The organism is Corynebacterium sp. ES2715-CONJ3, from assembly GCF_024814365.1.
In the GTDB taxonomy this organism is placed as follows: domain Bacteria; phylum Actinomycetota; class Actinomycetes; order Mycobacteriales; family Mycobacteriaceae; genus Corynebacterium.
Map to the genome: position 1 here is coordinate 128,740 of NZ_JANUXS010000004.1, position 25,151 is coordinate 153,890.

General features: G+C 54.0%; 23 protein-coding genes and 1 tRNA gene. 9 read left to right on the forward strand and 15 right to left on the reverse strand.

Going from position 1 to position 25,151, the window contains the following annotated elements:
* Window positions 1-131 precede the first annotated feature (131 nt).
* From NXT00_RS06165 to NXT00_RS06180, 4 genes are all read left to right on the forward strand, one after another.
* Window positions 132-527 (forward strand): low molecular weight phosphatase family protein, encoded by a 396-nt coding sequence (locus NXT00_RS06165; RefSeq protein WP_259078752.1) that lies wholly within the window; start codon window positions 132-134, stop codon window positions 525-527.
* 9 nt (window positions 528-536) lie between these two features.
* Entirely contained in the window at window positions 537-1,580 is a 1,044-nt protein-coding gene (arsB, locus tag NXT00_RS06170) for an ACR3 family arsenite efflux transporter (protein WP_259158425.1), read from the forward strand.
* 189 nt (window positions 1,581-1,769) lie between these two features.
* The gene (locus tag NXT00_RS06175) at window positions 1,770-2,795 is read left to right on the forward strand and encodes a zinc-dependent alcohol dehydrogenase (protein WP_259158426.1); all 1,026 of its coding nucleotides are present in this window, start codon (window positions 1,770-1,772) and stop codon (window positions 2,793-2,795) included.
* Between the two features lie 93 nt (window positions 2,796-2,888).
* The gene (locus NXT00_RS06180; protein ID WP_259158427.1) at window positions 2,889-3,947 is read left to right on the forward strand and encodes a hypothetical protein; all 1,059 of its coding nucleotides are present in this window, start codon (window positions 2,889-2,891) and stop codon (window positions 3,945-3,947) included.
* Window positions 3,948-3,990: 43 nt separating this feature from the next.
* Here NXT00_RS06180 and NXT00_RS06185 read toward each other — a convergent pair whose 3' ends face one another.
* Together NXT00_RS06185 and NXT00_RS06190 are read right to left on the reverse strand one after the other, a co-directional pair.
* Window positions 3,991-5,007, reverse strand: coding sequence for a PHB depolymerase family esterase (locus NXT00_RS06185; protein ID WP_259158428.1), 1,017 nt, complete (start codon window positions 5,005-5,007; stop codon window positions 3,991-3,993).
* Between the two features lie 39 nt (window positions 5,008-5,046).
* Window positions 5,047-5,463 (reverse strand): hypothetical protein, encoded by a 417-nt coding sequence (locus tag NXT00_RS06190; protein WP_259158429.1) that lies wholly within the window; start codon window positions 5,461-5,463, stop codon window positions 5,047-5,049.
* A gap of 225 nt (window positions 5,464-5,688) precedes the next feature.
* Here NXT00_RS06190 and NXT00_RS06195 point away from each other — a divergent pair, with 225 nt between their 5' ends.
* Complete coding sequence (locus tag NXT00_RS06195; RefSeq protein WP_259078746.1) at window positions 5,689-6,984, forward strand: acyltransferase; 1,296 nt, start codon at window positions 5,689-5,691, stop codon at window positions 6,982-6,984.
* Window positions 6,985-7,252: 268 nt separating this feature from the next.
* Here NXT00_RS06195 and NXT00_RS06200 read toward each other — a convergent pair.
* Both NXT00_RS06200 and NXT00_RS06205 read right to left on the reverse strand, forming a co-directional pair.
* A tRNA-Gly gene (locus tag NXT00_RS06200) sits at window positions 7,253-7,326 on the reverse strand.
* 570 nt (window positions 7,327-7,896) lie between these two features.
* The gene (locus NXT00_RS06205) at window positions 7,897-9,186 is read right to left on the reverse strand and encodes an adenylosuccinate synthase (protein ID WP_259078744.1); all 1,290 of its coding nucleotides are present in this window, start codon (window positions 9,184-9,186) and stop codon (window positions 7,897-7,899) included.
* A gap of 192 nt (window positions 9,187-9,378) precedes the next feature.
* Between NXT00_RS06205 and NXT00_RS06210 the strand changes: the two genes are divergently transcribed.
* Together NXT00_RS06210 and NXT00_RS06215 are read left to right on the forward strand one after the other, a co-directional pair.
* Window positions 9,379-9,822 (forward strand): YbjN domain-containing protein, encoded by a 444-nt coding sequence (locus NXT00_RS06210; RefSeq protein ID WP_259158432.1) that lies wholly within the window; start codon window positions 9,379-9,381, stop codon window positions 9,820-9,822.
* A 39-nt stretch (window positions 9,823-9,861) separates the two neighbouring features.
* On the forward strand, window positions 9,862-10,662 hold the full coding sequence (locus NXT00_RS06215; RefSeq protein WP_259158433.1) for a hypothetical protein: 801 nt from the start codon (window positions 9,862-9,864) through the stop codon (window positions 10,660-10,662).
* Here the strand turns inward: NXT00_RS06215 and NXT00_RS06220 are convergent.
* The 10 genes from NXT00_RS06220 to clpB all read right to left on the reverse strand — a co-directional run bounded on the left by NXT00_RS06220 (window position 10,659) and on the right by clpB (window position 21,855).
* Window positions 10,659-11,819 carry an aromatic acid exporter family protein gene (locus tag NXT00_RS06220; protein ID WP_259078733.1) on the reverse strand — a complete coding sequence of 387 codons (1,161 nt, stop codon included), beginning with the start codon at window positions 11,817-11,819 and terminating at the stop codon, window positions 10,659-10,661. The genes NXT00_RS06215 and NXT00_RS06220 overlap by 4 nt on opposite strands.
* A 105-nt stretch (window positions 11,820-11,924) precedes the next feature.
* Entirely contained in the window at window positions 11,925-12,668 is a 744-nt protein-coding gene (locus NXT00_RS06225; RefSeq protein WP_259158435.1) for a VWA domain-containing protein, read from the reverse strand.
* 159 nt (window positions 12,669-12,827) lie between these two features.
* A complete protein-coding gene (fbaA, locus tag NXT00_RS06230) occupies window positions 12,828-13,862 on the reverse strand; it encodes a class II fructose-bisphosphate aldolase (protein WP_259078730.1) in 1,035 nt (344 codons plus the stop codon).
* Between the two features lie 152 nt (window positions 13,863-14,014).
* The gene (locus NXT00_RS06235) at window positions 14,015-15,196 is read right to left on the reverse strand and encodes a glycoside hydrolase family 76 protein (RefSeq protein ID WP_259158436.1); all 1,182 of its coding nucleotides are present in this window, start codon (window positions 15,194-15,196) and stop codon (window positions 14,015-14,017) included.
* A 74-nt stretch (window positions 15,197-15,270) separates the two neighbouring features.
* Entirely contained in the window at window positions 15,271-15,942 is a 672-nt protein-coding gene (locus NXT00_RS06240) for a TrmH family RNA methyltransferase (RefSeq protein ID WP_259158513.1), read from the reverse strand.
* Between the two features lie 11 nt (window positions 15,943-15,953).
* Window positions 15,954-16,499, reverse strand: a complete 546-nt coding sequence (gene pyrE, locus NXT00_RS06245) for an orotate phosphoribosyltransferase (RefSeq protein ID WP_259158437.1) — start codon at window positions 16,497-16,499, stop codon at window positions 15,954-15,956.
* A 74-nt stretch (window positions 16,500-16,573) separates the two neighbouring features.
* Window positions 16,574-17,725 (reverse strand): hypothetical protein, encoded by a 1,152-nt coding sequence (locus NXT00_RS06250; protein ID WP_259158438.1) that lies wholly within the window; start codon window positions 17,723-17,725, stop codon window positions 16,574-16,576.
* A 39-nt stretch (window positions 17,726-17,764) separates the two neighbouring features.
* Entirely contained in the window at window positions 17,765-18,601 is an 837-nt protein-coding gene (locus NXT00_RS06255) for a sulfurtransferase (RefSeq protein ID WP_259078709.1), read from the reverse strand.
* 116 nt (window positions 18,602-18,717) lie between these two features.
* Window positions 18,718-19,254, reverse strand: coding sequence for a lysoplasmalogenase (locus tag NXT00_RS06260; protein WP_259158439.1), 537 nt, complete (start codon window positions 19,252-19,254; stop codon window positions 18,718-18,720).
* Window positions 19,255-19,314: 60 nt separating this feature from the next.
* A complete protein-coding gene (gene clpB / locus NXT00_RS06265; protein WP_259078704.1) occupies window positions 19,315-21,855 on the reverse strand; it encodes an ATP-dependent chaperone ClpB in 2,541 nt (846 codons plus the stop codon).
* Between the two features lie 169 nt (window positions 21,856-22,024).
* Here clpB and NXT00_RS06270 point away from each other — a divergent pair, with 169 nt between their 5' ends.
* Together NXT00_RS06270 and NXT00_RS06275 are read left to right on the forward strand one after the other, a co-directional pair.
* Window positions 22,025-23,050 carry an LLM class flavin-dependent oxidoreductase gene (locus tag NXT00_RS06270; RefSeq protein ID WP_259158440.1) on the forward strand — a complete coding sequence of 342 codons (1,026 nt, stop codon included), beginning with the start codon at window positions 22,025-22,027 and terminating at the stop codon, window positions 23,048-23,050.
* A 62-nt stretch (window positions 23,051-23,112) separates the two neighbouring features.
* Window positions 23,113-24,273: an oxidoreductase gene (locus NXT00_RS06275; protein ID WP_259158441.1), complete on the forward strand. Its 1,161-nt coding sequence runs from the start codon at window positions 23,113-23,115 to the stop codon at window positions 24,271-24,273.
* On the opposite strand, the gene NXT00_RS06280 is transcribed toward NXT00_RS06275, so the two are convergent.
* Window positions 24,270-25,052, reverse strand: coding sequence for a carbon-nitrogen hydrolase family protein (locus NXT00_RS06280; RefSeq protein WP_259158442.1), 783 nt, complete (start codon window positions 25,050-25,052; stop codon window positions 24,270-24,272). The genes NXT00_RS06275 and NXT00_RS06280 overlap by 4 nt on opposite strands.
* Between the last annotated feature and the right edge of the window lie 99 nt (window positions 25,053-25,151).

A 25,151-nucleotide genomic window follows, 5' to 3' on the forward strand; every position in this document is an offset into this window, starting at 1 on the left:
GGGCGAGTGTGAAGGTACTCTTATCACTGAGGTTATCACTAAGGTTTTATTCACATCACCGGCGGCCTAGACGCCACCCTCCTCTGGTAGCTTTAGAGTGCAATTTGCATACCCTTTAGATAAGGACCTCCATGACACCCACAGTCCTCTTCGCCTGCCGCCACAACGCCGGCCGCTCCCAAATGGCCGCGGCTCTCGCCGGATATCACGCAGGCACAAAAATCCGCGTCCTGAGTGCTGGCACTACACCAGCCGATGATATTCACCCACTCGTAAGCGAGGTATTGAAGGCGCGCGGTCTGGGTGCGCACACCACCGCTCCCCGACTGCTCACCGCTGATACCATCGCTGAATCTGATTGGGTGATCACGATGGGCTGCGGTGAAAGCTGCCCAGTATATCCAGGCAAGACTTACGAAGATTGGCCAGTCGACGATCCAGCTCACCAATCCGAAGATAAAGTCAGAGAGATTATGGCCGACATAGAACGTCGCGTGATCAACCTCATCGAGCGGATTACTGCATAAATGACGACGATGACTTCTCCCCCGCGCCTATCATTTTTAGATCGCTTCTTGGCCATATGGATACTCATTGCTATGGCGCTGGGGTTGGCTATTGGACAGCTTATCCCTGGTGTGCAGACATACCTGACGGCTCTGGAAATATCCCATGTTTCGCTCCCCATAGCAGTGGGGCTGATCGTCATGATGTACCCACCCCTGGCGAAGGTGCGGTACGACAAAGCCCAAGCACTGATCAAAGACAAACGGCTGATGATTATTTCGCTGGTTCTCAACTGGATCATTGGGCCGGCGGTGATGTTTGCCTTTGCGTGGCTTTTCCTCAGCGATTTGCCCCAGTTGCGAACTGGTGTCATCATCGTGGGCTTAGCTCGGTGTATCGCCATGGTCCTGGTGTGGTCTGACTTGGCTTGTGCAGACCGCGAGGCGACGGCAATTTTAGTAGCGATTAATTCTGTTTTTCAGCTCCTTATGTTCTCAATTTTGGGATGGTTCTATCTCGAGGTGCTTCCTACCTGGCTCAACCTCGATACCAAAAGCGTAAACTTCTCTTTTATAGATATTGCGCGTTCGGTTCTGATCTTCCTAGGAATTCCTTTGATTCTGGGACTGCTCAGTCGGATTGTGGGCGAGAAGTTAAAAAGCCGAACTTGGTACGAAGAACGCTTCCTGCCACGTATTTCACCGCTAGCACTTATAGGCTTGCTTTATACCATTGTGGTGCTCTTCTCACTCCAGGGCGATGCAATCTTGGCCAACCCAAGTACCGTCGCACGTGTGGCCTTGCCCTTGCTGAGTTATTTTTTGTGCATGTTTTTCATTGGCCTGATCGTGTCATGGTCGGTGGGGATGAATTATCAGCAATCGGCCTCGGTGGCGTTTACTGCCACGGGCAATAATTTCGAACTGGCCATCGCGGTAGCGATCGGAACTTTTGGGGCCAGCTCCCCTGAAGCGCTAGCAGGAACGATTGGTCCACTTATTGAGATCCCAGTTCTCGTAGGTCTTGTCTATGTGGCGCGGTGGATCGCACCGAAACTCTTTGGGAACAAATAATAAGCATCACAGCACGTGTCGACGCATCAGACGCCCCCACCTCGGGGGCGTCTGATGCGTCAAAGGGATTCTGCTCCCTTGATTTCCTTTAGCGGCATGAGATGTGGTGATGGCCTATTCAGAGTCGGTCAGCATGCACGCGAGCTAAGTCACTCATATGAGACAGACAAATTAGGGTATCCTAAGTATATGTCTGAAAAATTCAAAGCTGCGGTGGTTGAAGAATTCGGCCCCACTCTCACCCTTAGTCATATTGACCTCCCGGAGCCTGGCCCTTTCCAGGCACTCGTCCGAAATATTGCATCTGGCATTTGCCACACTGACCTCCACGCTGCTGAGGGCGATTGGCCCGTGAAACCCACCCCACCATTTATTCCGGGCCATGAGGGTGTCGGTGAGATTATTAAGCTCGGCCCCGGCGTCCACGACCTTAACGTTGGCGATATGGTGGGCAACGCATGGTTGTGGTCTGCCTGCGGCTCCTGCGAGCATTGCATCCAAGGCAACGAAACCCGATGCGAAAATGCCGAGTACGGAGGCTACACCATTAACGGCTCCTTCGGTGAATATATGCTGGTTGACACTCGTTATTGCCCACGCATACCCGACGGCGTCGACCCCTGCGAAGTGGCGCCGATATTATGCGCCGGCGTAACCGTATACAAGGGCCTAAAAGTAACCGAGACCAAGCCGGGGCAATTCGTAGTCATTTCTGGCATCGGCGGACTCGGTCATATCGCCGTGCAGTATGCCGTCGCCATGGGTATGCGCGTCATCGCCGTCGATATTGCCGATGACAAACTTGATCTCGCCCAAAATCATGGCGCCGAATATACCGTCAATGCAAAAGACTGCGATCCCGTCCAAGCCATCCGCGACTATACCAGCGGGGGCGCGCATGGCGTACTCGTCACCGCGGTTCATCCCCAAGCATTCGGCCAAGCGATCGGCATGACGCGCCGTGGCGGGACGATTGTCTTCAACGGGCTACCTCCAGGGGAATTTCCCGCACCGATCTTTGACATCGTTCTCAAAGAACTCACCATCCGCGGTTCCCTTGTAGGAACTCGCCACGATATGGCCGAAGCTCTGGACTTCTACGCTCGTGGGCTTATTAAACCCACATGGAAAGAAGTTGGACTCGACGAGGTCAACGACGTCTTCGCAGACCTTATCGATGGCACGGTCGATGGTCGCCGCGTGATTAGATACTAAAATTTCCGATAGGTCATTCCTCCTCATCATTATGAGGAGGAATTTTTTGTCCTGTACACTCTGTGACGTTCACGTATATTTGGAAGGACATAAATGAACCGTACTAAACTGCTGGCCGCAGCCCTGGCAGCAACCCTTATCCCCGTAAGTCCGGTACATGCAGCAGAGAATACTGTTGTGGCTGGCTATACCGTTAGCGTTGATGCTTCAGCCCAAACCTGCACAATCACCCCAACCGACGTCGCTCGAGCTCAAACGAAAAACCTTGGCGATACCATGTGGGTAGGTGCTGAAAAAGCTATTCTTTCTACGGGGCAACCGTGGGCTGCGGCTCAGGCACAGAAGATCAATGAGCAGCGCCAGCTCGGCACCGCTAAAGGTAACGTTGCTATTACCACTCCCATGGCAGCTCTCGAAGCTCTCTCGGTGCTGAAAGCTGGAAAAGACACGAAGGGGGCGGTTGACACCCTTAAGAAGCTACCGATCATAGGCTCCCTCATCGGGCTCATCCCTCTAGAGGGAACCGTCTCTTCGATTTTCGACACCATCGGCTCTTTAATCGGTGTCGCCATCGATGTGGATAAACTCATGCTGCCCGGGGAACTGGCAGCGCGCTTTGTCAACCCCAGCATCGACGCCTCAACTCCATTTGTAGCCTCGGGTGGTCAAACCTTCGCGCTCAACAAGATTGCGGCTGAAAAAAATTACTACCAAAAAGAGATAGACAATCCGAGCTATGCACGGGCACCGCTTACTGGTGCCGCCTTAAAGCAGGCTCGCGCCCTCGACCCCGAGTTCAAGAAGGCGTGGGCTGCGTATAATACAGACGCGGTCAAGGCTCTTGATGCCTGCATAAAACCCGTAGCCGATACGGCGCCGACCAATCCTCAGGACGTTCGGCCCCAGGACGTTCCCAATAGCCCAGATCTCCTCAAACCTCTCGATCCTCAGCAATCAGGCAGCGATGCTTCCTCGAGGATCGACGCCGCCGATAAACTTAGTTCGCTAGCCGGCAATGAGAATGGGTCTTCTAAAGCTATCGGCATTACCTCTGCTGTCATTGGTATTCCAGTCCTCTTGGGTATCATCGCCGCACTGATCCCTGTGATCAAGCCTCTGCTCCCGCCAGAGATCAGCCGCTTGCTTCCTTAAATAAATAAACTCCCCGGTATAACCCGGGGAGTTTATTAAAATCTTAGCGACGCTGTCTGGAGAGGAAAGACCAGATCTCGTCAGCAGTGCTGGGGGTATACCACCATAAGTGCCCACCAGGGACCCGAATATGCTCGGTGGGGGCCGCGCAGCCTTGAGCTACGACCTTGGTGGCACCACCGGGCAGTGGGTGTTCGGTGCGTCCCGCCCAGCAGCGATTACGCTGCGCATAGCGTTCCATCATCTCTCTACCACCGTAGTAGTGCAGTCCATAGCGGAAACCGCCATTATAGTTATGCTGTTGATCGCTCATCCCGTGAACGTTGATAAAAGCGATGGGATTGCCCTTGCAGTTGCTATCCACCGCATCAAAATAAGCGCCGGATACTGGAGCGACTCCTGCGAAAAGATCGGACGCGTGGCAGCCAAGTACCGCGGCCATTCCAGACCCCGTCGACATACCTGTGGCATAGATGCGGCCACGATCGATATTATAGGAGGCCTGAACACGGTCGATGACGCGCCGAATGAAGTCAATATCTTGGCCTGGTGCGGACGTGGCGGTGGGGTTACCCTCCCACGATTGATTCCAAGAATCTGGGTACACAATGATTGCGTCGCGACCTATCGACGAGTACTTGAGCCGCGAGTAGTTACGAAAATTCTCAGAGGTATCCTGATATGCGGGGATGCCCACCATCACAGGGAACGGGCGCGCCGCGTCATAACCGGCTGGCACGTCGATGAGGAACCGGCGGTTGCCATATGGGGTATTCACCCACAAGGCTCCGAAACCTCCGTTAGCTACGGGTTGTGGCTGCGATGGACGCCAACCGGCCGGAGCCGGCGGTAGTGGCAGTGGAGCGGAACTCGAGGAACCTTGAGCGAGCTGACGCTGAATATCGTTGACAGTGCGCTCAACCTGGGTGCGCGCATTGTCAATCGCTCCCTGAACCTCGGGCGGCAACGGCAACTGAGCCTGAGCGGTGGCGGGGAGTACAGAGGTCATGAAGGTTGCCGCAAAAGCCGCAACTGCCATGCGCGAAAAAGTCTTGTTCACAATAATCTTTCCACTAATTTTTCTAAAGAATAGGGGGAGCTAGTAACCAGCGACGCCTTGGGCGCCACCCGGCAGCTCAACAGGAGCTTCAACAGGGGCTGCAGGTTGTTGAGGGGGCGCTGGAGGTTGGTACTGCGGAACGGGCGCGGGAGCTGGGGCAGGGACAGGCGCAGGCGCCGGAGCGGGTACGGGGGCTGGTATCTGTTCCTGCGGTGCCGGAACCTGATCGGGCACCACTGGGGCTGGATCACCTGCGGTTGTCGCTTCCCCTGGAACCGGCTCTGCGGAAGTAGACTCGACCGTAGTCGTTGGGGTGGTTGTGATAGTTGACACAATCACCGTGGTCGTCGACGTCGTCGTGGGTGCTTCTTCATCATTGCCACAGGCAGTGAGCGCGAGCGAACAAACTCCAGCGCCAATAATGACACGGGCGACTTTTTGAGATAAGTAGGCCATATTGATTCCTCCCCTTAGGTATTTGTCCATTTTAGTACGTTAAAATTATCAGCTGCGAAAACTCTCACCTAATAGTGAGCCCCCTCGGGGGGAATTTCTGCGGGACTTATTATTACCGATCATTAACATATCAAGGATCGTTGATAGTTTCAGAGCTAACCCTTATGGGGTCACGTATAGTACCTTCTGATGACGAAACCGCCGAGCGAATAAAGAGAGAAAACGTTGACCGCCTTTCCCATCACTGGCAAGCGCCCCACCCTTCCTTCTTTGACGGGCGCACGCTGGTGGGCCGCCGTGGCGGTCTTCCTCCTGCATGCTTTAGTATTCCTTGCCGTTTACCCTTTCCAAAAGGGTGAGCTTTTTGCCGCCCTCCACCGCCTTGTTCCCATGCAGTTGGGGTCCGCGGGTGTGACTTTCTTTTTCGTATTGTCTGGTTTTCTCATTTACTGGTCGAATAGCGATGTCAGAGGGGCTCGCGATATCGTTTACTATCTTCGACGGCGCTTCACCAAAATTTATCCGATGCACTGGGTTGCGTTGGTGCTCTTTGTTTTAGCCTCGGCATCCATTAGCCGCGACGGTATCACCTTTGCACTCGATTTCTCTCGACTCGAACTTTGGGTACCCAATGCCCTGCTTATTCATACATGGAATCCCCATTGGGCACTTCTAGGTGGTCTCAATGTCCCCTCCTGGTCCCTAGGTGCAGAGATGCTTTTCTATATCTCTTTTCCTTTTATTATTCCCTTTGTTAACAAGCTCACTGGCTCGCGTACATGGTTTGCTTTCTGGTCGCTCTTTGCATGCGCGAGCGCGGTGGCTCTCAGCGTGCACTTTATTTTCGAAGGCGGCTGGGCCACTGCAAATGCTTTCGTACCACGTTTGTGGGATATGGATATCTCGCCAGTTGCAGAACCCCATGCCGATCCAGTGTGGTTCCAGCAACAATCCATTCCGGTGCATATGGCTTATTTCTTCTCCTATTATTTCCCTCTCTCGCGTCTCGTAGAGTTTTATATGGGAGCCTTAATAGCCAAACTAGTTGCGGAAGGGCGTTTTGATAATCGCAAATTGCTGTGGCCGCTGGTGGCTTTAGTGCTAAGCTTTGGCGCTACATGGTTTGTCCCGGTGGCCTTAAAGATGGCGGTGATGATGCTCGTCCCCATGTGCTTTGTGGTGGGAACTCTAGCCACCCGGGATTTAGCCGGCATTTCTGGGCGCATCGCTCAACCTCGCGCAGTCCTTTTGGGAAATATCTCTTTCGCCTTCTATCTCGTGCAGTTCCCAGTGATGGTATTTCTCCAGCGTTATCTCATTGCTGGTCATAGCTGGGGTTTTCTGGGATGGCTAGGATCAGCAATCTTAAGCTTCCTCATCTCACTCATTGTGGCGTGGCTGATGTTTACCCTCATCGACGATCCCCTCATGAAAGCCACTGCCAGAGGCCCGAAGCGGTCTCGGAGGCGGGAGAATATTCTTATTCGCGATGCACGGATCCTGCTCAATATAAAACACTGATACGAAAATGATATGAGCGGTACTCATGACCGCCTGATGACGGGAGTCAACTCTAATGAATGTGCAATGCGTCAATAGCGCGTTCCGCCTGTGGTGAGGCGATTTGGAAAAACCATACCCCACGGGGGAACTTTGGGTAGCCAACGAGGATGGAATCTGCTCATCAACGAAGGACAGTCAAGCAGACTTTTTAAGGTGGTTATATAACCAGCGCTCTCGACTCTGACGGTGCTAGCGCGATGGGCCCGTCAAATAGCGGATATTGTAGTGGAGCTGGCGACGGGAATCGAACCCGCGCCGTCTGCTTGGGAAGCAGAAGTTCTGCCATTGAACTACGCCAGCAATGGTCTCATGATATCACCCATTGATCTCCAAACAAGAATTCCCAGCTAAGACCAGAGCTCTCCCCCACCTCAGCCCATTAAAAAGGGGTAGGAGCGGAGTCCGTTTCGTTGCAGAGAGGATTGTTGGCTCGCGTTTGCGCAGCACTTTTGCACGGCGCATCTATGCAGTAGCTCTAAGCAGCTCTAAACAGCGGCTCTCCCAGTCGCCGACGCAAGACCCACGAGCCCTCCAGCACACTCTCTTCCCCATACGCCAGAGGATGCGGAAATTCGACAGTGTACCCAGCTTAGTTTTCCTAGTAAGACACTGAGGCCCGTGGCCCCATACCATCCGATAATTAATGGCGGTAGTAAATTGGGGCCTCCCCATAGAAGCAGTCTGGATGCCGTTGCCCTGCAACGGAGGTGCCTGAGGGGCGAATATTTATTGTCTATCGAATCACTTAGGCCACAACGGTTTTCTACCAGTAGCACTCCACCACAAATCAAACCGCGATACAGTGGAATAAAAATAACCCACATATGCGGAGCAATTGAAGCTCGCAGATGTGGGTTTGTTAGAAGTAGTCTAATTCTCCATAACGTCATGCAACACAATAGTCTGATCGCGCCCAGGACCTACACCGATATAAGAAATACGGCAGCCAGATAGTTCCTCTAAGCGGCGAACATACTGCTGCGCCTTATCGGGCAGTTCTTCAAATGTCGTGCAGCTAGTAATATCCTCATCCCATGCAGGCATCGTCTCGTAGATCGGGGTGGCGTGGTGGAATTCTGATTGCGTCAATGGCATCTCATCGTAGCGCTTTCCGTCCACGTCGTAGGCCACACAGATCGGGATTTCCCCGATACCAGTGAGCACGTCGAGCTTGGTGAGGAAAAGATCGGTAAAGCCGTTGACTCGAGAGGCATAGCGGGCGATCACGGAATCGTACCAGCCACAGCGCCTCTTGCGGCCGGTATTCACACCTACTTCCCCACCGGTGGTCTGCAGGAATTCGCCCCACTTATCAAATAGCTCAGTGGGGAATGGGCCCGCGCCCACACGCGTGGTATAGGCCTTAATAATGCCAAGCGAGCTAGTAATGCGCGTAGGTCCAATGCCCGCGCCCACACAGGCGCCACCAGCGGTAGGATTCGATGAGGTGACAAAGGGATAGGTGCCGTGATCAACATCGAGCATGGTCGCTTGACCACCCTCCATAAGGATATGTTTGCCGGCATCGAGGGCTTTGTTTATTTCGAGTTCCGCATCAATCACCATTGGTCGCAGGCGGTCGGCATAGGAGAGGAAATACTGGACCGTTTCCTCCACATCAATGGCTTGGCGGTTGTACATTTTAACCAGTACCTGGTTTTTGAATGCCAAGGCAGATTCGATCTTTTGCCTCAGGATCGATTCGTCGAAGATATCTTGCACGCGAATACCCACACGCGAGACTTTATCGGCATAGGTTGGGCCGATACCACGCCCGGTGGTACCGATCGCGCGTTTTCCTAAGAAACGCTCCTGAACTCGATCGAGTTTTTGATGATAGGGAGCAACGAGATGTGCATTCGCAGAAATTCGCAGGCGGGATGCCTGAGCTCCACGGGCTTCGAGGCCGTCGATTTCGGCGAAAAGCGCTTCTAAGTTGATCACAACACCATTGCCCAAAATTGGGGTGGCGTTCTCCGAAAGTACGCCCGCGGGAAGCAATTTAAGCTCGTATTTTTCGCCGCCGACAACGACGGTATGCCCAGCATTATTTCCGCCGTTTGGTTTGACGACGTAGTCGACGAGCCCGCCGAGGATATCAGTCGCTTTACCTTTGCCTTCATCGCCCCACTGGGCGCCGACGATTACGATTGCTGCCATGATCAAAATCCTTATCGGGAATGGTGTATGCTGCGCTGCGAACGCGTAGACGATTCCTCATTGTACATGCCTGGCCACCTTCTACGGCTGAGTAAAGAGATCCGCTCAGTCGCAGTCTCCTAGTACACTAGGAGACGTCAATCCGTGCGACTGTTTCGCACTTTTTCTACCTCGCAAATGAAGGGCCTTTTTATGACTACTCCTACTCCATTTACCATCGACCGCGTAGCTAAAATCTTCGACGAGAAGGGCTATAACTACAATACTGACGATGACGGCGATATCTACGCCGGCTTCGACGAGAATAAATTCATGCTGCTCGCCACTGGTCAAAAGCGCGAGGTATTTGCGGTGCGCTCCGCGTGGAAGGCCACCGGGCCCATCGAATCTCGCGCTACCTTGATGGAATTCTGCAATGAGTGGAATCGCACCAAGATGTGGCCTAAAACGTATGTCACCGTTAATGATGAGGGGATTGTCGGCGTGCAGGCTGAGGTTAATACCGACCTCGAACATGGTGTTACCGATGCCCAGCTCGAGCAGTTGCTCAACTGCGGTATCGCTACGGCCTTGCAGTTCTTCCAAGAACTAACAGAGCAATTCGCTGTGGCCCAGGCGGATGAACCCAAAGAGTAAATGAGGCAGACGCTCCTGATTAAAGCGGGGGAATGTTCCATGCAACCCCCCGCTATCGAATATCTGCGTACCTCTGATAAGCCCACTAGAGCCGAATTGCGAGCACTCGATAGTCTCGCGGCTCAGATACTTCCCAACGATCCCACGCCCAGCTTGGATGAGATAGTCAAGCGCCCCGATATTCCTCATATGGGTCAACCAACGGTGGCCCCCCAAAAGGATTATCTCCTACACCCTCTACGCATCATTGTGGCGGGAAGCGATGCGGCGCTGTCGCTCGTGGTCACCCGCTTGATGCGTAGCGATCGGCTGTGGGCAGAGGTCGCCTTTATTCCCACTCATGAAGAATCTGCTGTGGCAAGCTGTTGGGGGCTGCCGCGGGACACTCAGCAATGCCTCGATATCGCTCTGAATGCTCCCGTTGCGCCCATGCCACTCATCCGCGATGACACCGCCACAGCACTGATGGGTCGTGGAGAGGTGAGCGCGTGGGACGCAAAGGAAATGACTGCCGAGATCGTTGTCGATGATGAGGTATTGCTGCGCCATCAAGCGCGACGTTTAACCCCGCGACGGGGGATATTCGGAGCGCGACTAGCACCCATGCTTGATGCCCCCGGATTAGCAGCAGTGGTCCTTGATACCCCTGTTGTTTCGCGCTCTCGACTCCTAGGGCCATGGGGAACCGCGGACCCTGAGTCCGTGATGATCGGGCGGGCCTTGCAGGCCGGTGGAGAGCAGCTGCGAGTGACCATTGATGGTATCTCTCGGCCTCGCGCTACTGACCGTGTGACTTTCTATCGCCACCTGCGCGACCTGCAGGCCGTGCGACCAGCCTAGTTTTCATCGAGAGGCAATTCGCTGCCCCAAATCTCTGGAGGTTGAGCTGGGGTGCTGGAGGTCGGCTTGAGGGTCGCTATCGCGCTGCGACGACTCAAACCGCAGATCTGCAGGAGATCGACAATGATCGAACGGGATTGGCCCAAGATAATTTGTGCACTCAGAACGTGTTCGTTGGCGGTATCGAGCCCCGCCATACTTCCCAAGACTCGCAACCGCTTCACTTGCTCAGGAATTACTTTGTATTCCTTGTCATCACCGTGGAAGAGTCGGTGTAACTCATCGGCCACGCTCGCGAGTTCCTCAATGATATAGAGCTGGTCGTCGGAGACTTCATCGTGATCTTCCGCTAGCACGAGGGCGCGCCTAGCGAGCACGCGGGTATTGCGCATAGCGTTGTCCACGGGGTTGAGCAGACGCATGAGTGATTCAATTTTCTTGCGTTGCCGCCACAAGAGGGGCGAGACCACAATATTTTCTTTACCTGCCCGTGCGGTCGCAATCATAGAGTTGATGGCTCCCTGGGTACCCCGGGCGCTGTTTAATGCCTCTTCAATTCCAGCTACGTCACCTGTGCGCAAAGCTGCTGCTACTTGGGCCAGCACCTGCGAGGTCATTTGGAGTAACTGAGATACTTCATTACGTCCAGGTTTGAGTGGCGATTGGGGTAAAAGGGCGATCACAACCAGCCCAACAAGGCCGCCCACGAAGGCGTCCACCATGCGGTCTGGTCCTCCACTCGTAGAGGGGGGCAAAATAGTAGCCACCAATACCGCGGCGAACGCGGCTTGGTTGGCCACGAGAACACCTCTATCGATAAAAGTGCCGAGGGCGATGGCGAGAGTGACGCCCACAGCAATCTGCCATACTCCGGAGCCAAATGTCTCAATCAGCAGGTCACCGAGGCCCACGCCCAAGGACACTCCTACTACTAACTCCACAGCGCGTCGAAGCCTCTCACCACCGGCGGTGGAGAGGACGATCACGGTGGCCATAGGGGCGAAGAAAGGATGGGGGTGGTTGAAAATATGAACGCCCGCCCAATAAGATGCGCCGGCCGCAATACCTGCCTGGAGGATATAGAACCACTGATTGCGGAGACGAGTAAGCCCATCGCGAACTCTTTTTTCCACGGTGCCCGGGACTAATGGATACATGAACTAAAACCTCTTTAGAATCTAAGCGTATGCATTACCATACCCACCCCCTGAGACATGGCAAAAGCCCAGCGTAAACGCTGGGCTTTTGCTGCAGACCTTCAATTAGGCCTTATTGGCGTAAGTCACGGTACCACCCGTAGCCTCGGAGATAACCTGCAGGTAAGCAGGGTCATTCTTGAAGGTCACGGCGTCCACGCGCACATTTGGGTGCTCGTCAGTCATCTTGAGGGTTAGCTGGGCGATATCGCCGCCACAGGTATCCACACCATCAGAGAATACAACGATGCGGGCTGGGCCGTCAGCTGGCAGCAGCTTGGCGGCTTCCTCGATGGCCTTGGTTACTGGGGTATAACCGCGAGCTGGCAAAGCCTCGATGGCCGCGGTGGCAACCTCAGCATCCTCGAGGGAAGAAAGGGGACGAAGAACCTCAACGTCTTCGCAACCCTGAACTTGGCTCTCTGGAGCGTTGTCGGTGTTGTGTCCGAAGACAACCACGCCGAGCTCGCTGCTGGTGGGGAAGTTATTCACCAATTCAACAGCAGCTTCCTTAGCCTGGGTATAGCGGGTCTCATCATTGCCCTCGTCGAGCATGGTAGCCGATGCATCCATGACAATAACGGTAGGTAGGGCCTCACCGGCGTCTACAGGAGTTGTTTCCTGCTCCATAGCCTCCATAGTCATCGTCTCCTCTGCGGTTACCACAGCAACGGTGCTGGGGGCAGTGGTGGTTTCAGGCTCGGTGGAGGAGCAACCAGCTACTAGCAGGGCGCTGGTGGCAAGAACAGTGGTGAGAATCTTGGGGGTGGAAATAGCAATCACAGCTTTCTTAAAATCTAAGCAAATCATTATCAACTGAGCTTCTAAGCCTTATCAAGGGCTTTAGCTGCTCGCCGGATCCACCATACCAGAGCTTTGACACCAATGTCGGATGAGGGATATGGGTGGGAATAGGAAAATCCCCTCGACCTTAGCCATATGGCCGAGGTCGAGGGGAATATTTGATATTTACTTACCCAAGGTGGTTCCTACAGAGTGGAGATCCTGACATGCCTCAACAATACGATCGGCCATGCCTTGCTCTGCCTTCTTCATATATGAGCGTGGGTCGTAGGCCTTCTTATTGCCCACTTCGCCGTCAACCTTGAGAACGCCGTCATAGTTTTGGAACATATGAGATACGACGGGGCGAGTGAAGGCGTATTGGGTGTCAGTATCAACGTTCATCTTGATAACGCCATAACGTAGCGACTCTTCAATCTTCTCCTTCTCGGAGCCTGAGCCACCATGGAAGACGAAGTCGAATGGAAGAGCGTCATCGCCAAGGCCCAGCTTCTCTCGGGCAACCTTCTGGCCTTCAAGGAGAACTTCTGGACGCAACTTGACGTTGCCTGGCTTGTAGACGCCGTGCACGTTACCGAAGGTAGCAGCCAGGAGGTAGCGACCCTGCTCACCGGTGCCGATGGCATCGATGGTCTTAGCGAAGTCTTCTGGGGAGGTGTAAAGGTTAGCGCCTGCCTTAGCCTCAACGCCATCTTCTTCACCGCCGACAACACCAATCTCTACCTCGAGAACGATATGCGCCTTATTAGCTTTTTCGAGCAGTTCTTGGGCGATGACCAGGTTCTCATCAATATGGATAGCAGAACCGTCCCACATATGAGATTGGAACAGAGGCTGCTCACCGCGGTCTACACGCTCCTGAGAGATAGCGATGAGGGGGCGCACATACTCATCGAGCACTTCCTTCTGGCAGTGATCGGTGTGCAGCGCGATATTCACGCCGTAGTGCTTGGCAGCCTCGTAGGCGAATGCTGCCAATGCGCAAGCACCTGCAACCTTGTTCTTCACGGACAAGCCAGAGCCGAATTCAGCGCCACCGGTAGAGAACTGAATGATGCCGTCAGATTCTGCCTCAGCGAAGCCGCGAAGTGCAGCGTTAATGGTCTCGGACGAGGTGCAGTTGATCGCAGGATATGCAAATCCGCGCTCCTTTGCACGATCAAGCATCTCTTTGTAGACCTCAGGAGTTGCGATTGGCATGTGTCATCCTCCAACTAAATAGAAGTTTTTATGTCAGAACCACAGGGAGCAGTCCATGAGCACCATTATGCCAGCAAATCCCCCATATTGCACCGTTCATATACAGTGAAAAACCACACAGTCGGGCATAAGCTCACCAATATGGGCGTGAATCAGCGGCTCCGTCTCTCTGCATTAGCCAATTGAGCCATGTCATGACGAGCAATACGCGCTGCTGCTTCCATGAGCATCCATCCAGAGAGCTGGACGGAGAGATCGCGTTCATCAACGCGGACAATATGGACAAGGTCACTCAAGGCTCCACTAGAGCCCCCGTAATTATGCGGTAGCTTTGCATCGGCAAGCCAATCGGTGCCGAAGATGGGGAGGCCATCTACCTCCAGGCGGTGTTGCCACAGGGATTCAGCGGAAGCTAATACTATGCGCTTCGCCCGCTTTTTTGCGGCAATATTGGCTTCACTATCGCCTGGCAATCGCACCGCAACGTCCGCGAGGTAGCGGGCAAGTATTCCCTTAAATAGGCCGCCGTCCCCATCGCCAGTATTCCAGTCAATGACCCCGTAGGCATTAGTCATATGCCTATCAATAGCCTTGATCAGGGCCCTGATATGAACGAGATAGTTGATCGCTTCTTCTTCGGTGCCGGGGTGTTTCATCAGTGACAGGGCAATGTCAAGGCACGCCCCCACAACCACTCCCTGGCAGTACGGGTGAATAGCTTTAACGAGTTCGGGGCCGTTCATAGTCATACGCAGCCCGTCCATAACCAGGCCGTCTTCGTTGATTAATTTATCGAATATCCAGTCGACGATAAATCGCGCTTGGCCGAGGTTTTGTTGGCGCGCCAGCATAATTGCTGCGGGCCCATTGGTGGGGGTATTGAAGAAGGTTTCGCCGACGCGCCACGGAAGAACACTGGCTACGGGGTCGAGACCTTCTAAAATATTATGTTCTAAGGCCTTGATATATTTTGGGCGCTTTTTATTATTCAGGCTCGCCGCACGATCGAGAGCTAGGGCTAACCAGAGTTTGTCGTCGTAGTAGTTATTCCGCTTAAACGATCCGAAATTCCTTAGTTTGATGCCGCGGATGGTGGTTTGGATGCGACGTTTTCGGTCTTTGGTGGGGCGTCTTTTGGCGGCGTCGACAAGGCAATCGAGGTAGTGAGCTTGCCACCAGTAGTGCCAGCGATAGAAAGTTTTTTCTTTAACGTGGGGAGGCCATGCAGCGACTGCTAGGTTGGTGTGCATCAGCCCCCAGAGGCGCTGTGAATGGCGTTCATTGATGGCCGACTCGGCGAGATCCGCACGGTGTAACCATTTCTCCTCGACCACCTGAACGTCACTCCTTATTGTTAGCGTGCTTGACTGAGCGTGATTATTGTAAACGAGGTAGTGTGCCGGCTCGGCTACCATGCTTGCGAAAGATCGGCGTGCTGCCTGATCCATTGATGCATGGCAATCCCGGCGGCCACTCCCGCATTAATGCTACGAGTGGATCCAAATTGGGCGATTGAGCAGGTCATCAAAGAATTCCTGGCAGCTTCTGGAGAAATCCCTGGTCCTTCTTGACCAAAAAGGAGCAGACATTTTTGCGGCAAGGTGGCCGTTTCGATCGGCACGCTACCTGGGGTATTATCAATCGCCACCACACCCAAACCGCGGTCTTGTGCCCATGTGATGACGTCTTCGGTCCTCGGGTGGTGCATAAGATGTTGGTAGCGGTCGGTCACCATAGCCCCCCGACGGTTCCACCGTCGTCGACCAACGATATGAACCGTATCGACGGCGAAGGCATTAGCGGTGCGCACAACGGTGCCGATATTGGCGTCGTTTTCAAAATTTTCGATGGCAATATGCAAACTGTGCCGGCGCCTATCGATATCGGCCACGATTGCTTCTCGACGCCAATATCGGTAAGCGTCAACGACATTTCGATGATCCCCTCCCTCGAGCAGCTCTGGATCATAGTGGGAATCCTGCGGCAAGGGCTTGTCGGGGTATTCCTCGATCCAAGGGCCAAGACCATGGCGGCCTTGGCCCCACTCAGTCGGCCCGGGAGGGAAGGGCGAGTGTGGAATATGTGGGATACTCACGAGGAGAGTCCAAGGTCTTCCAGGCCCAGCAGGTAGCGGTATTCCAATCCCGCCTCGGCGATGACTGTGTCTGCACCTGTCTGCCGGTCAACCACGGTAGCCACGCCTACGACCTCAGCCCCGGCGGCTCGCACAGCGGCGACGGCATTGAGGGGGGAATTTCCCGTCGTGGTGGTGTCTTCTACAACCAGCACTTTCTTCCCCACAATATCTGGGCCTTCAATCTGGCGTTGCATTCCGTGTTTCTTGGCTTCTTTGCGGACCACGAACGCATCGATATCGCGGCCTTGAGCGTGCATGATGGATGTGGCCACCGGATCGGCGCCCAGCGTGAGGCCACCGACAGCCACATAATCCCAGTCGGCGGTGAGTTCGCGTAGCAATTCCCCAATAAGCCGCGACGCGCGGTGCTCTAGCGTTGCTCGGCGCAGGTCGACATAGTAGTCAGCCTCTTTGCCCGAGGAGAGAATAACTGAGCCATGAACCACTGCTAGTTTCTTCACTAGCTCTGCGAGTTCGGCTTTCTTTGCGGAATCGATCATTTTCCATCTCCAGTGTCAGCTGTGGTGGCAGCAAAATTTTTCTTCGGTTGATGGAATTGTAGCCTAAGAGTTTTCTAGCGGTCCCAATCAGAGAAGATCGTAGATTTCTCGGTGTGGGGCCGCAAAGCCCGCGTGCCCAAAAAGTCCGAGGGCTGAGGTGGTGAGCTGGGGTTATCGGCAATTGAATCCACATTATCCTCACCCGGGGTATGGATATCAAGAGTGCCCCATTGTCGCTCATAGACACGTGTGGGTAGATCTAGTTCGATATCCTCGCGCCCTAATTCTTCTGCAATTTGAGCAGGAAGAACGAGCCGTGGTGGGGTTTTTGGGGCATAGGTAGTGTGGTCAGCACGAGAGACCAAAGGACGAGTCGGAGGGTGAGATGCAAAATCAAGAGTATTGTCGTGGTGCGGTGGCAATGTGGCTGTAGCATCAGCAAGCAGCGCAAGAGGCACCACTATTTTTTCCCACAGATCAGGCTGAGATTCGAGATCACACCACGCACACACCCACTCAGACTCGATCCACAGACCAGCCACGGCATCGGGCATATTAATAAGCGCACTATATACCCGTTCGTCAAGCATTCGTTGCACAGGCCCAGGATGAGTGGTTGTCACGAAGAAGTTAGCGCACTGGCTGACAGCAATAAGTTCGTCACCGTGGGTGTGAAAGTCATCGCGGTGCATTTCCACGACGACGGGAGAGGAGGCGTTTAGGTGCATGGCCATAACCATGGATTCGCCGATGAGGCCGATATGCATCTCGTAGCCGGCCGCCATGCCACTAATACTGTGGCGGACGGTAGAACTTATGGTAGCGGGGCCTCTGGTCCACTCGTCGGCGAGGTAATCATCTGTGCTGCTGAAACTGAAACCATAGTGTTGGGCCCATGCACGTTTGAGCCGAGTGCGATAACCGGGTAGGGCTGGAAAAAGACGTTCATTGTCGGCCTCAAAGGGGGCGTGCCCGGCGCCAAACGGGGTGATGATGATGGCTGCGTGAGATTGCCATAATTCTTCTAGGTCGGCATTGTCTTCCACAACTTCGTCATCGACTTCTGCGTTTTGTGCAGCTTGGTAGGTGGTGGTGTTGATGGCAGGAATAGACTCGGGTTCGAGAAGCACAGTCGGCTTCTGGTCATGGCTTCGCTTTTGCTGGGCATCGAGCACAAGCAGCACAGCCGCAGCACAAGCGAAAAGACCTGCCAAAAGAAAAACCATAGTGTTTAGTCTATAGCGTTAAATGCCCACAAGGAGGTATTAGTCTCCTCGATCGGTGGGATTCTTCGGGTCCGCACACCACTGGCTCCAGCCACCGATGAAATGGCGAGGGGCTTTCAAGCCTGCAATGGCCATGGCCACGATGACCTGAGCTGAGTGGTTACCGGAACCGGAGTACACGATCACATCGTCGATGGTCTCTGCGGTAATACCGGCTTCGCGGAAGACCTCGCGGAGCGTATCGGCATCTTTAAAGGTGTAATCCTCGTTGAGTACGGCGCGGGTGGGAAGGTTGATAGCTCCAGGAATATGACCAGCTTTGAGATCGAGAGACTCTTTGCGTCCCGCATAGCGGTTAGGTTCACGGCAGTCTACCAAGATTCCCTTATGGGCCTTGACATCTTCGATGGTGGCAACGGGCATATTGCCTACCTCTGCCCCCTCGCCATCGTGTAAGCGGGGATTACCTGGGCCGCCAAGAACCTCATATCCAGCGGCTTCCCAGGCGCGTTGCCCGCCGTCGAGAATACGCACATTTTTTACGCCGGCATATTTCAGCATCCACCACGCGCGTGCAGCAAAAAGACCCCGTTCGCGGGAATAAACAACGACTTCGCGGTCAAGGGTGAGACCCCATTTAGCGAACCACTTATCCAAGGTTTGCTTATCAGGGAGAGGATTGCGCCCACTGGTGGAGGAGGGCATGGAGGCCAGGGAGTGGGCGGTATCGCAATAGCGGGCCGAGGAAATGTGCTCGGAGCGGAATTGGCTATATCCGCCACCTTCGGTGGGTGCCCAGTGGGAGGCGAGAATCATGGGGGCATTGCCGCCTTCAACGCGCGCATTGAGTTCTTGTGGAGTGATGAGAATATCCATATCCTCGATCTTAAAAGAGCGGGGAATAATTTGCTTATTGAAAATACATGGAAATGCCCGTCTCCTGATCACAGCCCACATGAATAGACCTCACTGCAGGCGGCGGGCTTTGGATTCTACGACGAGCGATATAAGAAATTCTGGGCGACTCCGTAGGTTGCCAGTACGCTGGCATCGAGGTACGGGCGTGGATACGCACGATTAATCGCGATAAGAGCGTCAGATAGCATGAATATTGCACCGCTACTAGGGCTCTTGAGCGATGAATATGTAGCAAGGAGTGCGGCATAGGCAATAAGTCGGGGATCTTTTACCAGTGGGGCCGCAACGCCTAAGGCCGCGAGATGCCACAACGGCTTCTTGGGCTTCTTTCCCTCTTTGATCGCGCGCGCGATATGCGCGAGGTGTCCCAGCCCAAATAGAGCCGCCCCCTTATGGAGGGAAGCGTGATCGCGCATCAATTCCAGATCGCCTAGGAAATGCCCTATGCCACCGATTGCAAAAAGCGGATCCCGTAACCGGGTAGGCTCACTAAGCATCAAAGCGGGGACAATAATCGGCTTCGAAATTTTCTCTAGAGGGCGGTTAGAGGTGAGTTTTGCGAGGGCACAGGCGCCAGTGGCGGCCAGTGAGAGAGCAGCAAGCTTATTCATACCTTAAGAGCCTAATAGATAGATAAGGCTGGTAGGAGTTCCCTACCAGCCTTCGTAGGCTTAAGCCTCAATACTTAGGCCCTCTCCGACAGCCTTGATGTGCACGGTATCTCCATCATGGATCTCCCCGGCCAAAAGCTTCTTAGCTAAGGTATCGCCGATTTCCTTCTGGATCAGTCTGCGTAACGGGCGGGCACCATAGGCAGGGTCATAGCCGAGCCGGGCGAGAAATTCCCGCGCTTCCGCATCGACGGTGAGGCTCAAACGGCGCGCCTTCAGCCGCTGAGCGAGGTCCCCAATCTGGATGTCCACAATACTGGTGAGCTGTTCTTGGCTAAGCGCATCGAAAGTGACAACGTCATCGAGTCGATTGATAAACTCCGGTTTGAAAGCACGCTTGACAGCCTCCATAATCTCCGCCTTGTCTCCTCCGGCCCCAAGGTTCGAGGTGAGAATGAGCACCGTGTTGCGGAAATCTACCGTGCGTCCCTGACCATCGGTGAGACGCCCCTCATCGAGTACCTGAAGGAGGATATCGAAAACATCAGGGTGAGCCTTTTCGACTTCGTCGAATAGGACGACGGTATAGGGGCGGCGTCGTACTGCTTCAGTCAACTGGCCGCCCTGGTCATATCCCACATATCCCGGAGGGGCTCCCACGAGGCGCGCAACGGAGTGCTTTTCACCGAATTCGGACATATCTATGCGTACCATCGCACGCTCGTCGTCGAACATGAACTCAGCAAGAGCCTTGGCCAGTTCCGTTTTACCGACACCTGTCGGGCCGAGGAAGAGGAAGGAACCGGTGGGTCGATGAGGGTCGGCCACCCCGGCGCGAGCGCGGCGAACAGCATCGGAGACCGCTTGCACAGCTTGCTGCTGCCCTACCACGCGCTTGGCGAGTTCACTTTCCATATTCAACAGCTTTTCGGTCTCACCTTGAAGCATCTTGCCAGCAGGAATCCCAGTCCACGCAGAGACTACTTCGGCGATGGTATCGGGAGTAACTTCCTCCGATAACATGGTGGGCTCTTGGGCATGGGTCTCGTGCTCTTCTAGCTGCTTTTCCAGCTTCGGTATATGCCCGTAGCGCAATTCCGCAACGCGGTCGTACCTGCCGTCGCGTTCTGCGATTTCCGATTCTTGACGTAGTTCTTCTAGTTCTTCCTTCAGCTTTCTGACCGTGTCAATGGCTGCCTTCTCGTTATTCCAGCGTGCTGTGAGTTCGCCGAGGTGCTCGCGTTCATTGGCGAGTTCACTACGCAGAGCAGCAAGGCGTTCTTGAGAGGCGGCGTCAGTCTCCTTCGTCAGTGCCATCTCTTCAATTTCTAGTCGCCGCACAATGCGTTCAATGGCGTCGATCTCCTGCGGCGACGAGTCGATCTCCATACGCAACCGTGAGGCAGCCTCGTCAACCAAATCAATGGCCTTATCAGGGAGGAATCTGGAGGTGATATAGCGATCCGATAGAGTGGCCGCCGCAACCAGAGCGGAGTCTTGGATCCGGACACCGTGGTGCACCTCGTAGCGCTCTTTTAAGCCACGCAAAATACCGACAGCATCTTCGACCGAAGGTTCAGCGGCAAATACCTGCTGGAAGCGGCGCTCTAGAGCGGCATCTTTTTCGATATATTTACGGTACTCATCTAGGGTGGTGGCACCGACGAGACGCAGCTCCCCGCGGGCGAGAAGTGGTTTGATCATATTGCCTGCGTCCATAGCGGAATCACCGGTTGCCCCCGCTCCCACAATGGTGTGTAGCTCATCAATAAAGGTGATGATCTGCCCGTTGGCTCCCTTAATCTCGTCGAGGACTGCCTTGAGGCGTTCCTCGAATTCTCCGCGATATTTTGCGCCGGCGACCATGGACCCGAGGTCCAAGGAGACTAAAGTCTTACCTTTTAAGGATTCAGGAACATCTCCAGCAACGATTCGGCGAGCTAAACCTTCGACGATTGCTGTCTTACCAACGCCCGGCTCACCGATGAGGACAGGATTATTCTTGGTTCGCCGCGATAGCACCTGGACGACACGGCGTATTTCCGCGTCGCGCCCAATGACCGGATCGATCTTGCCTTCCCGAGCACGCTGGGTGAGATCAGTGGAGTATTTCTCCAAAGCCTGAAATTGCCCTTCCGGATCCTCACTGGTGACTGTGTGGGAGCCGCGCACCGACGGAAACGCTTCCTTGATAACTTCGTAGGTAGCTCCCCGCTTTGTCATCAAATGCGCGGCATCGGTATCTCCCCGCGCAATAGCTGCAAGCAGCACTTCGGTCGAGATATATTCATCACCTAATTCGCTCATTAACTCTCGAGCATTGGTCAGAATATTAAGACTATCGCGGCTCAGATTGGGATTTGCTAGGCCTTGGCCTTGAGCCGAAGGATAGGAAGCTACTAACTGCTCAGATTCCTTTCGCACCACCTCGGGGTCCACTCCGGTGGCTCGTAGCACAGGGCTCGCGATGCCATCTTCTTGACCTAGAATGGCCGATAATATATGTGCCGGCCTAATATCAGGGTTTCCTAATGAAGCCGCTTGGTGTTGGGCCTGCTGGAGGGCCTCTTGGGTTTTTGTGGTGTACTTGAAGTCACTCATGATGCTCCTTGAGTTATCGTTTTATATTTAATGAAGTTGAGCTTGTATAACTCAACCTTTGAGATCATAATACAGCAACTCTTCGCAAAAGTTAAGCCTATTCCACTCAAGTTTCAGTATCTCTTCCTGAAACTGTTGAAACGTCACCAAATGGTGTTGGATGGGGGTCATGAAATCTTTCGGCTTTCTAAGCTTCGGCCATCACAATCGTTCCTTTCCCCCGGGACGTGCCCTTAAAGAAGGACTTGAACTAGCAATCGCGGCCGAATCCTTAGGAGTCAACGGAGCCTATTTTCGCGTCCACCACTTTTCGCCGCAATATAGCGCCCCCATCCCTCTTCTCTCGGCCATTGCCGCACGAACCTCCACCATTGAAATAGGCACCGGGGTCATTGATATGCGCTACGAGAATCCTCTCTATCTCGCTGAGGAATTGGCCGCACTTAATCATCTCGCTGATGGGCGTTTAGCTATTGGAATTAGCCGTGGCTCACCCGAACAGGTATACAAGGGGTGGGAAGCCTTTGGCTATCACAGCTCGGAACCAAAAGCTCAGGATCTTGCGCGCGAAAAATTCTTAACATTTCTTTCCGCCGCCCGTGGTGAGCCTCAAGCCGTCGCCGCCCCGAGCGACCAACAATATCCTCGGATTTATGCTCCAGGTAAGCCATTAAGTATTACTCCCGACGTGGGAAATCTTAGTTCCTTGATTTGGTGGGGTGCCGGATCTCAGGCCTCGGCGATTCAATCCGCTCGTGACGGGGTCAACCTCATGAGTTCCACCTTGGTATTTGATTCCCGGACCACCACCCTCAGCGAGGCCCAATACCAGCACATTATGGCCTACAAAGAGGCGTGGACGGAAGCGGGCTGGAGCCGTGAACCGCGAGTATCGGTAACTCGGACTATTATTCCTATCGTCAATGAGCGCGACCGCAGGGATTTTGGCACCCCTGGCTCAGGCTCTTCTGAAAGGCACAGTATGCTCGACGGTCAGCAAGCCATCCTCGGTCAGCGGCTCATCGATACCCCAGAGAATATCCTTAAAACTCTATTGGCGGATCGAGCGGTCTGTGCAGCAGATACCCTCATGCTTGCCATTCCGAATCTCGCCGGATTGGATGCAAATATTCGACTATTGAACAATTTTGCCATCCACATCGCTCCCGAACTCGTCAAAAACCACGGCCTTTAAATGGTCTAAGAAGTCTATGCGGACAATAGCGTTTAGGCTCTATATTCAGTAGACTAAGGCTCGTGAATTCCATCGAGCCTACCCCACCTCAGCGGCTCGAACTGGGATGGGCTCAAGAGATCTACCGGTATTTATCCACCCACCCGCTGGCTCTTCGGGCGGCGGCTGATTACCTTGGGCGCCATCAGTATATGCGGGCAGCCCTAGGCTCAGATTTTCCCCTCGATCGCGCCATTACGGAGCTTTTTCGTCTCGCCGATATAAACGGAGCGCTCAGCTCTCGAGGGCGTACAGTTCTTATCCGCGCAATCCATACCGCGCTTCACCAGGGTGCTAGTGATCTACCAGGTCTTATTCAAACCATAGTGCCGGAATTTCTCCACCACTGTGAGCCTTTAGGGTTTTCTGCAGGTTTTCGTTCCCAGCAGTTCATCGGCGAAATCATTCACCTTGTAGAGACTGAGACTGCTCGATCCTCTGCCCGCCCGATTGGTGGCGAAGTGGTTGAGGTAGCTAAACGCTCGCGCTTTATCCACTGCATCCGCATTATTACTGATGAGCCGCTGAGCTATCAGCCTGGACAATTTATTCCAGTCACCTCAAACTACACCCAAGGCCGCTGGCGCGACCTTCTTCCTTCAATACCCGCTAATGACGCATGTCAGATCGAATTTCACGTGCGCACTAGCAATGCAAGCTCCACAGCGTTGGCGCACGCGCAACCCGGTGACCGCTGGCTCTTCGGACTAGCAGGCGGCGGATTTTATATCGACGAGACCGAAGACCTTCTCCTCATCGCCCACGGAACCGGACTAGCTGGCGCTCGCGCGATCATTCTCGACCTCTTCAAAAGGACCAACCCGCCGCGCACCTACCTCTTCGTATGTGCCAATTATCCTGGCGAGTTATATGAATTGCGCTCCTTGTGGCATATAGCATCGACCGCGCCCTGGCTTTTTATTGTTCCAGTCATTAGCCACGCGGAAGATGCGTGGTGGGTAGGAGCAACTGAGCATTCGATTGCGCCACGAGGATTGCACCTGCCCCATATTGGCTGCGCGGGCGAACATATCTCCAGTTTTGGTACATGGTCGGGCCATCACATCATCATCTTTGGTGACACTGAGGACGTACGCGGCACCCGTGACAATCTCATCGCTCACGGGACTCCAGCGGAAAATATTCAAACCCTCGACTATCGGCACCGCTACTTCTGGGACTAGAGGATAGGTAATCGGCGTCGAGCTTCGGCGACCATAGCGGGATCAATATCGACGAGCCCCAGTTGGCTATCGGGGCCTAAGGTCACAAGAACCCTTCCTTCTGGGCTAATCGCCTGCGAGAACCCCACACCCAGCGGCTGAGAATCTTTAGCATCCTTTGGGGGAGCCTGATCAACCGCCACAATAAAGCTCGTGGAATCAAGAGCGCGGGCACCAATTAAGGTATCTCTCTGTGCCCGTTTCCCCTCCCCACCAGCCCATGACATGGGGATTAAGATAACCTCGGCACCGGATCGCGCAAGATCCTGATAGAGGGTGGGGAAACGCACGTCATAACAGATACTCAGGCCGAAGCGTATACCATCAAAATCCACGACTTTCATATCCCCTCCGGGCTTGACCGTTTCGGATTCCTGGAAACCATAGGCGTCATAGACGTGGATCTTGTGATAGATATCTACCTGTTGGTGCGGGTGGACAAATACCAATGTATTGAAGACCCGCTGAATATCCCCCACCGTATCAGCAGGAGTGAAAATACCAGCCACGATTGCCACATCATACTGGTGAGCCCACAGCTTTAAGCTCTCGACGAATGGGCCAGAGATTTCCTCCGCTTGGAGATCAAGCCTGCCTGAGGCAAAAGCTTGCATCGTAGCTTCTGGGAAGATAACCATTCGTGCACCTTGTGCATGCGCCCTACGCACATAGGTGTGAATCTGCTGTAAATTTTCCTGCTTGTCAGTAGCGGACGTCATCTGAGCCATCGCGATTTTCATGCCTACTACCCTATATCGAGAACGCGGAGAAAGTTATCCACAGATTCCCCCAATGCGACAAGTCTCGACATGCGACGAGAACCGACGTGCGGTGTGCTT

Coding starts and splice junctions, on each gene's coding strand:
- NXT00_RS06165 (WP_259078752.1), top strand. CDS start 132: ATGACACCCACAGTCCTCTTCGCCTGCCGCCACAACGCCGGCCGCTCC.
- arsB (WP_259158425.1), top strand. CDS start 537: ATGACTTCTCCCCCGCGCCTATCATTTTTAGATCGCTTCTTGGCCATA.
- NXT00_RS06175 (WP_259158426.1), top strand. CDS start 1,770: ATGTCTGAAAAATTCAAAGCTGCGGTGGTTGAAGAATTCGGCCCCACT.
- NXT00_RS06180 (WP_259158427.1), top strand. CDS start 2,889: ATGAACCGTACTAAACTGCTGGCCGCAGCCCTGGCAGCAACCCTTATC.
- NXT00_RS06190 (WP_259158429.1), bottom strand. CDS start 5,463: ATGGCCTACTTATCTCAAAAAGTCGCCCGTGTCATTATTGGCGCTGGA.
- NXT00_RS06205 (WP_259078744.1), bottom strand. CDS start 9,186: ATGGCAGCAATCGTAATCGTCGGCGCCCAGTGGGGCGATGAAGGCAAA.
- NXT00_RS06210 (WP_259158432.1), top strand. CDS start 9,379: ATGACTACTCCTACTCCATTTACCATCGACCGCGTAGCTAAAATCTTC.
- NXT00_RS06215 (WP_259158433.1), top strand. CDS start 9,862: ATGCAACCCCCCGCTATCGAATATCTGCGTACCTCTGATAAGCCCACT.
- NXT00_RS06220 (WP_259078733.1), bottom strand. CDS start 11,819: ATGTATCCATTAGTCCCGGGCACCGTGGAAAAAAGAGTTCGCGATGGG.
- NXT00_RS06225 (WP_259158435.1), bottom strand. CDS start 12,668: ATGATTTGCTTAGATTTTAAGAAAGCTGTGATTGCTATTTCCACCCCC.
- fbaA (WP_259078730.1), bottom strand. CDS start 13,862: ATGCCAATCGCAACTCCTGAGGTCTACAAAGAGATGCTTGATCGTGCA.
- pyrE (WP_259158437.1), bottom strand. CDS start 16,499: ATGATCGATTCCGCAAAGAAAGCCGAACTCGCAGAGCTAGTGAAGAAA.
- NXT00_RS06250 (WP_259158438.1), bottom strand. CDS start 17,725: ATGGTTTTTCTTTTGGCAGGTCTTTTCGCTTGTGCTGCGGCTGTGCTG.
- NXT00_RS06255 (WP_259078709.1), bottom strand. CDS start 18,601: ATGGATATTCTCATCACTCCACAAGAACTCAATGCGCGCGTTGAAGGC.
- NXT00_RS06260 (WP_259158439.1), bottom strand. CDS start 19,254: ATGAATAAGCTTGCTGCTCTCTCACTGGCCGCCACTGGCGCCTGTGCC.
- clpB (WP_259078704.1), bottom strand. CDS start 21,855: ATGAGTGACTTCAAGTACACCACAAAAACCCAAGAGGCCCTCCAGCAG.
- NXT00_RS06270 (WP_259158440.1), top strand. CDS start 22,025: ATGAAATCTTTCGGCTTTCTAAGCTTCGGCCATCACAATCGTTCCTTT.
- NXT00_RS06280 (WP_259158442.1), bottom strand. CDS start 25,052: ATGAAAATCGCGATGGCTCAGATGACGTCCGCTACTGACAAGCAGGAA.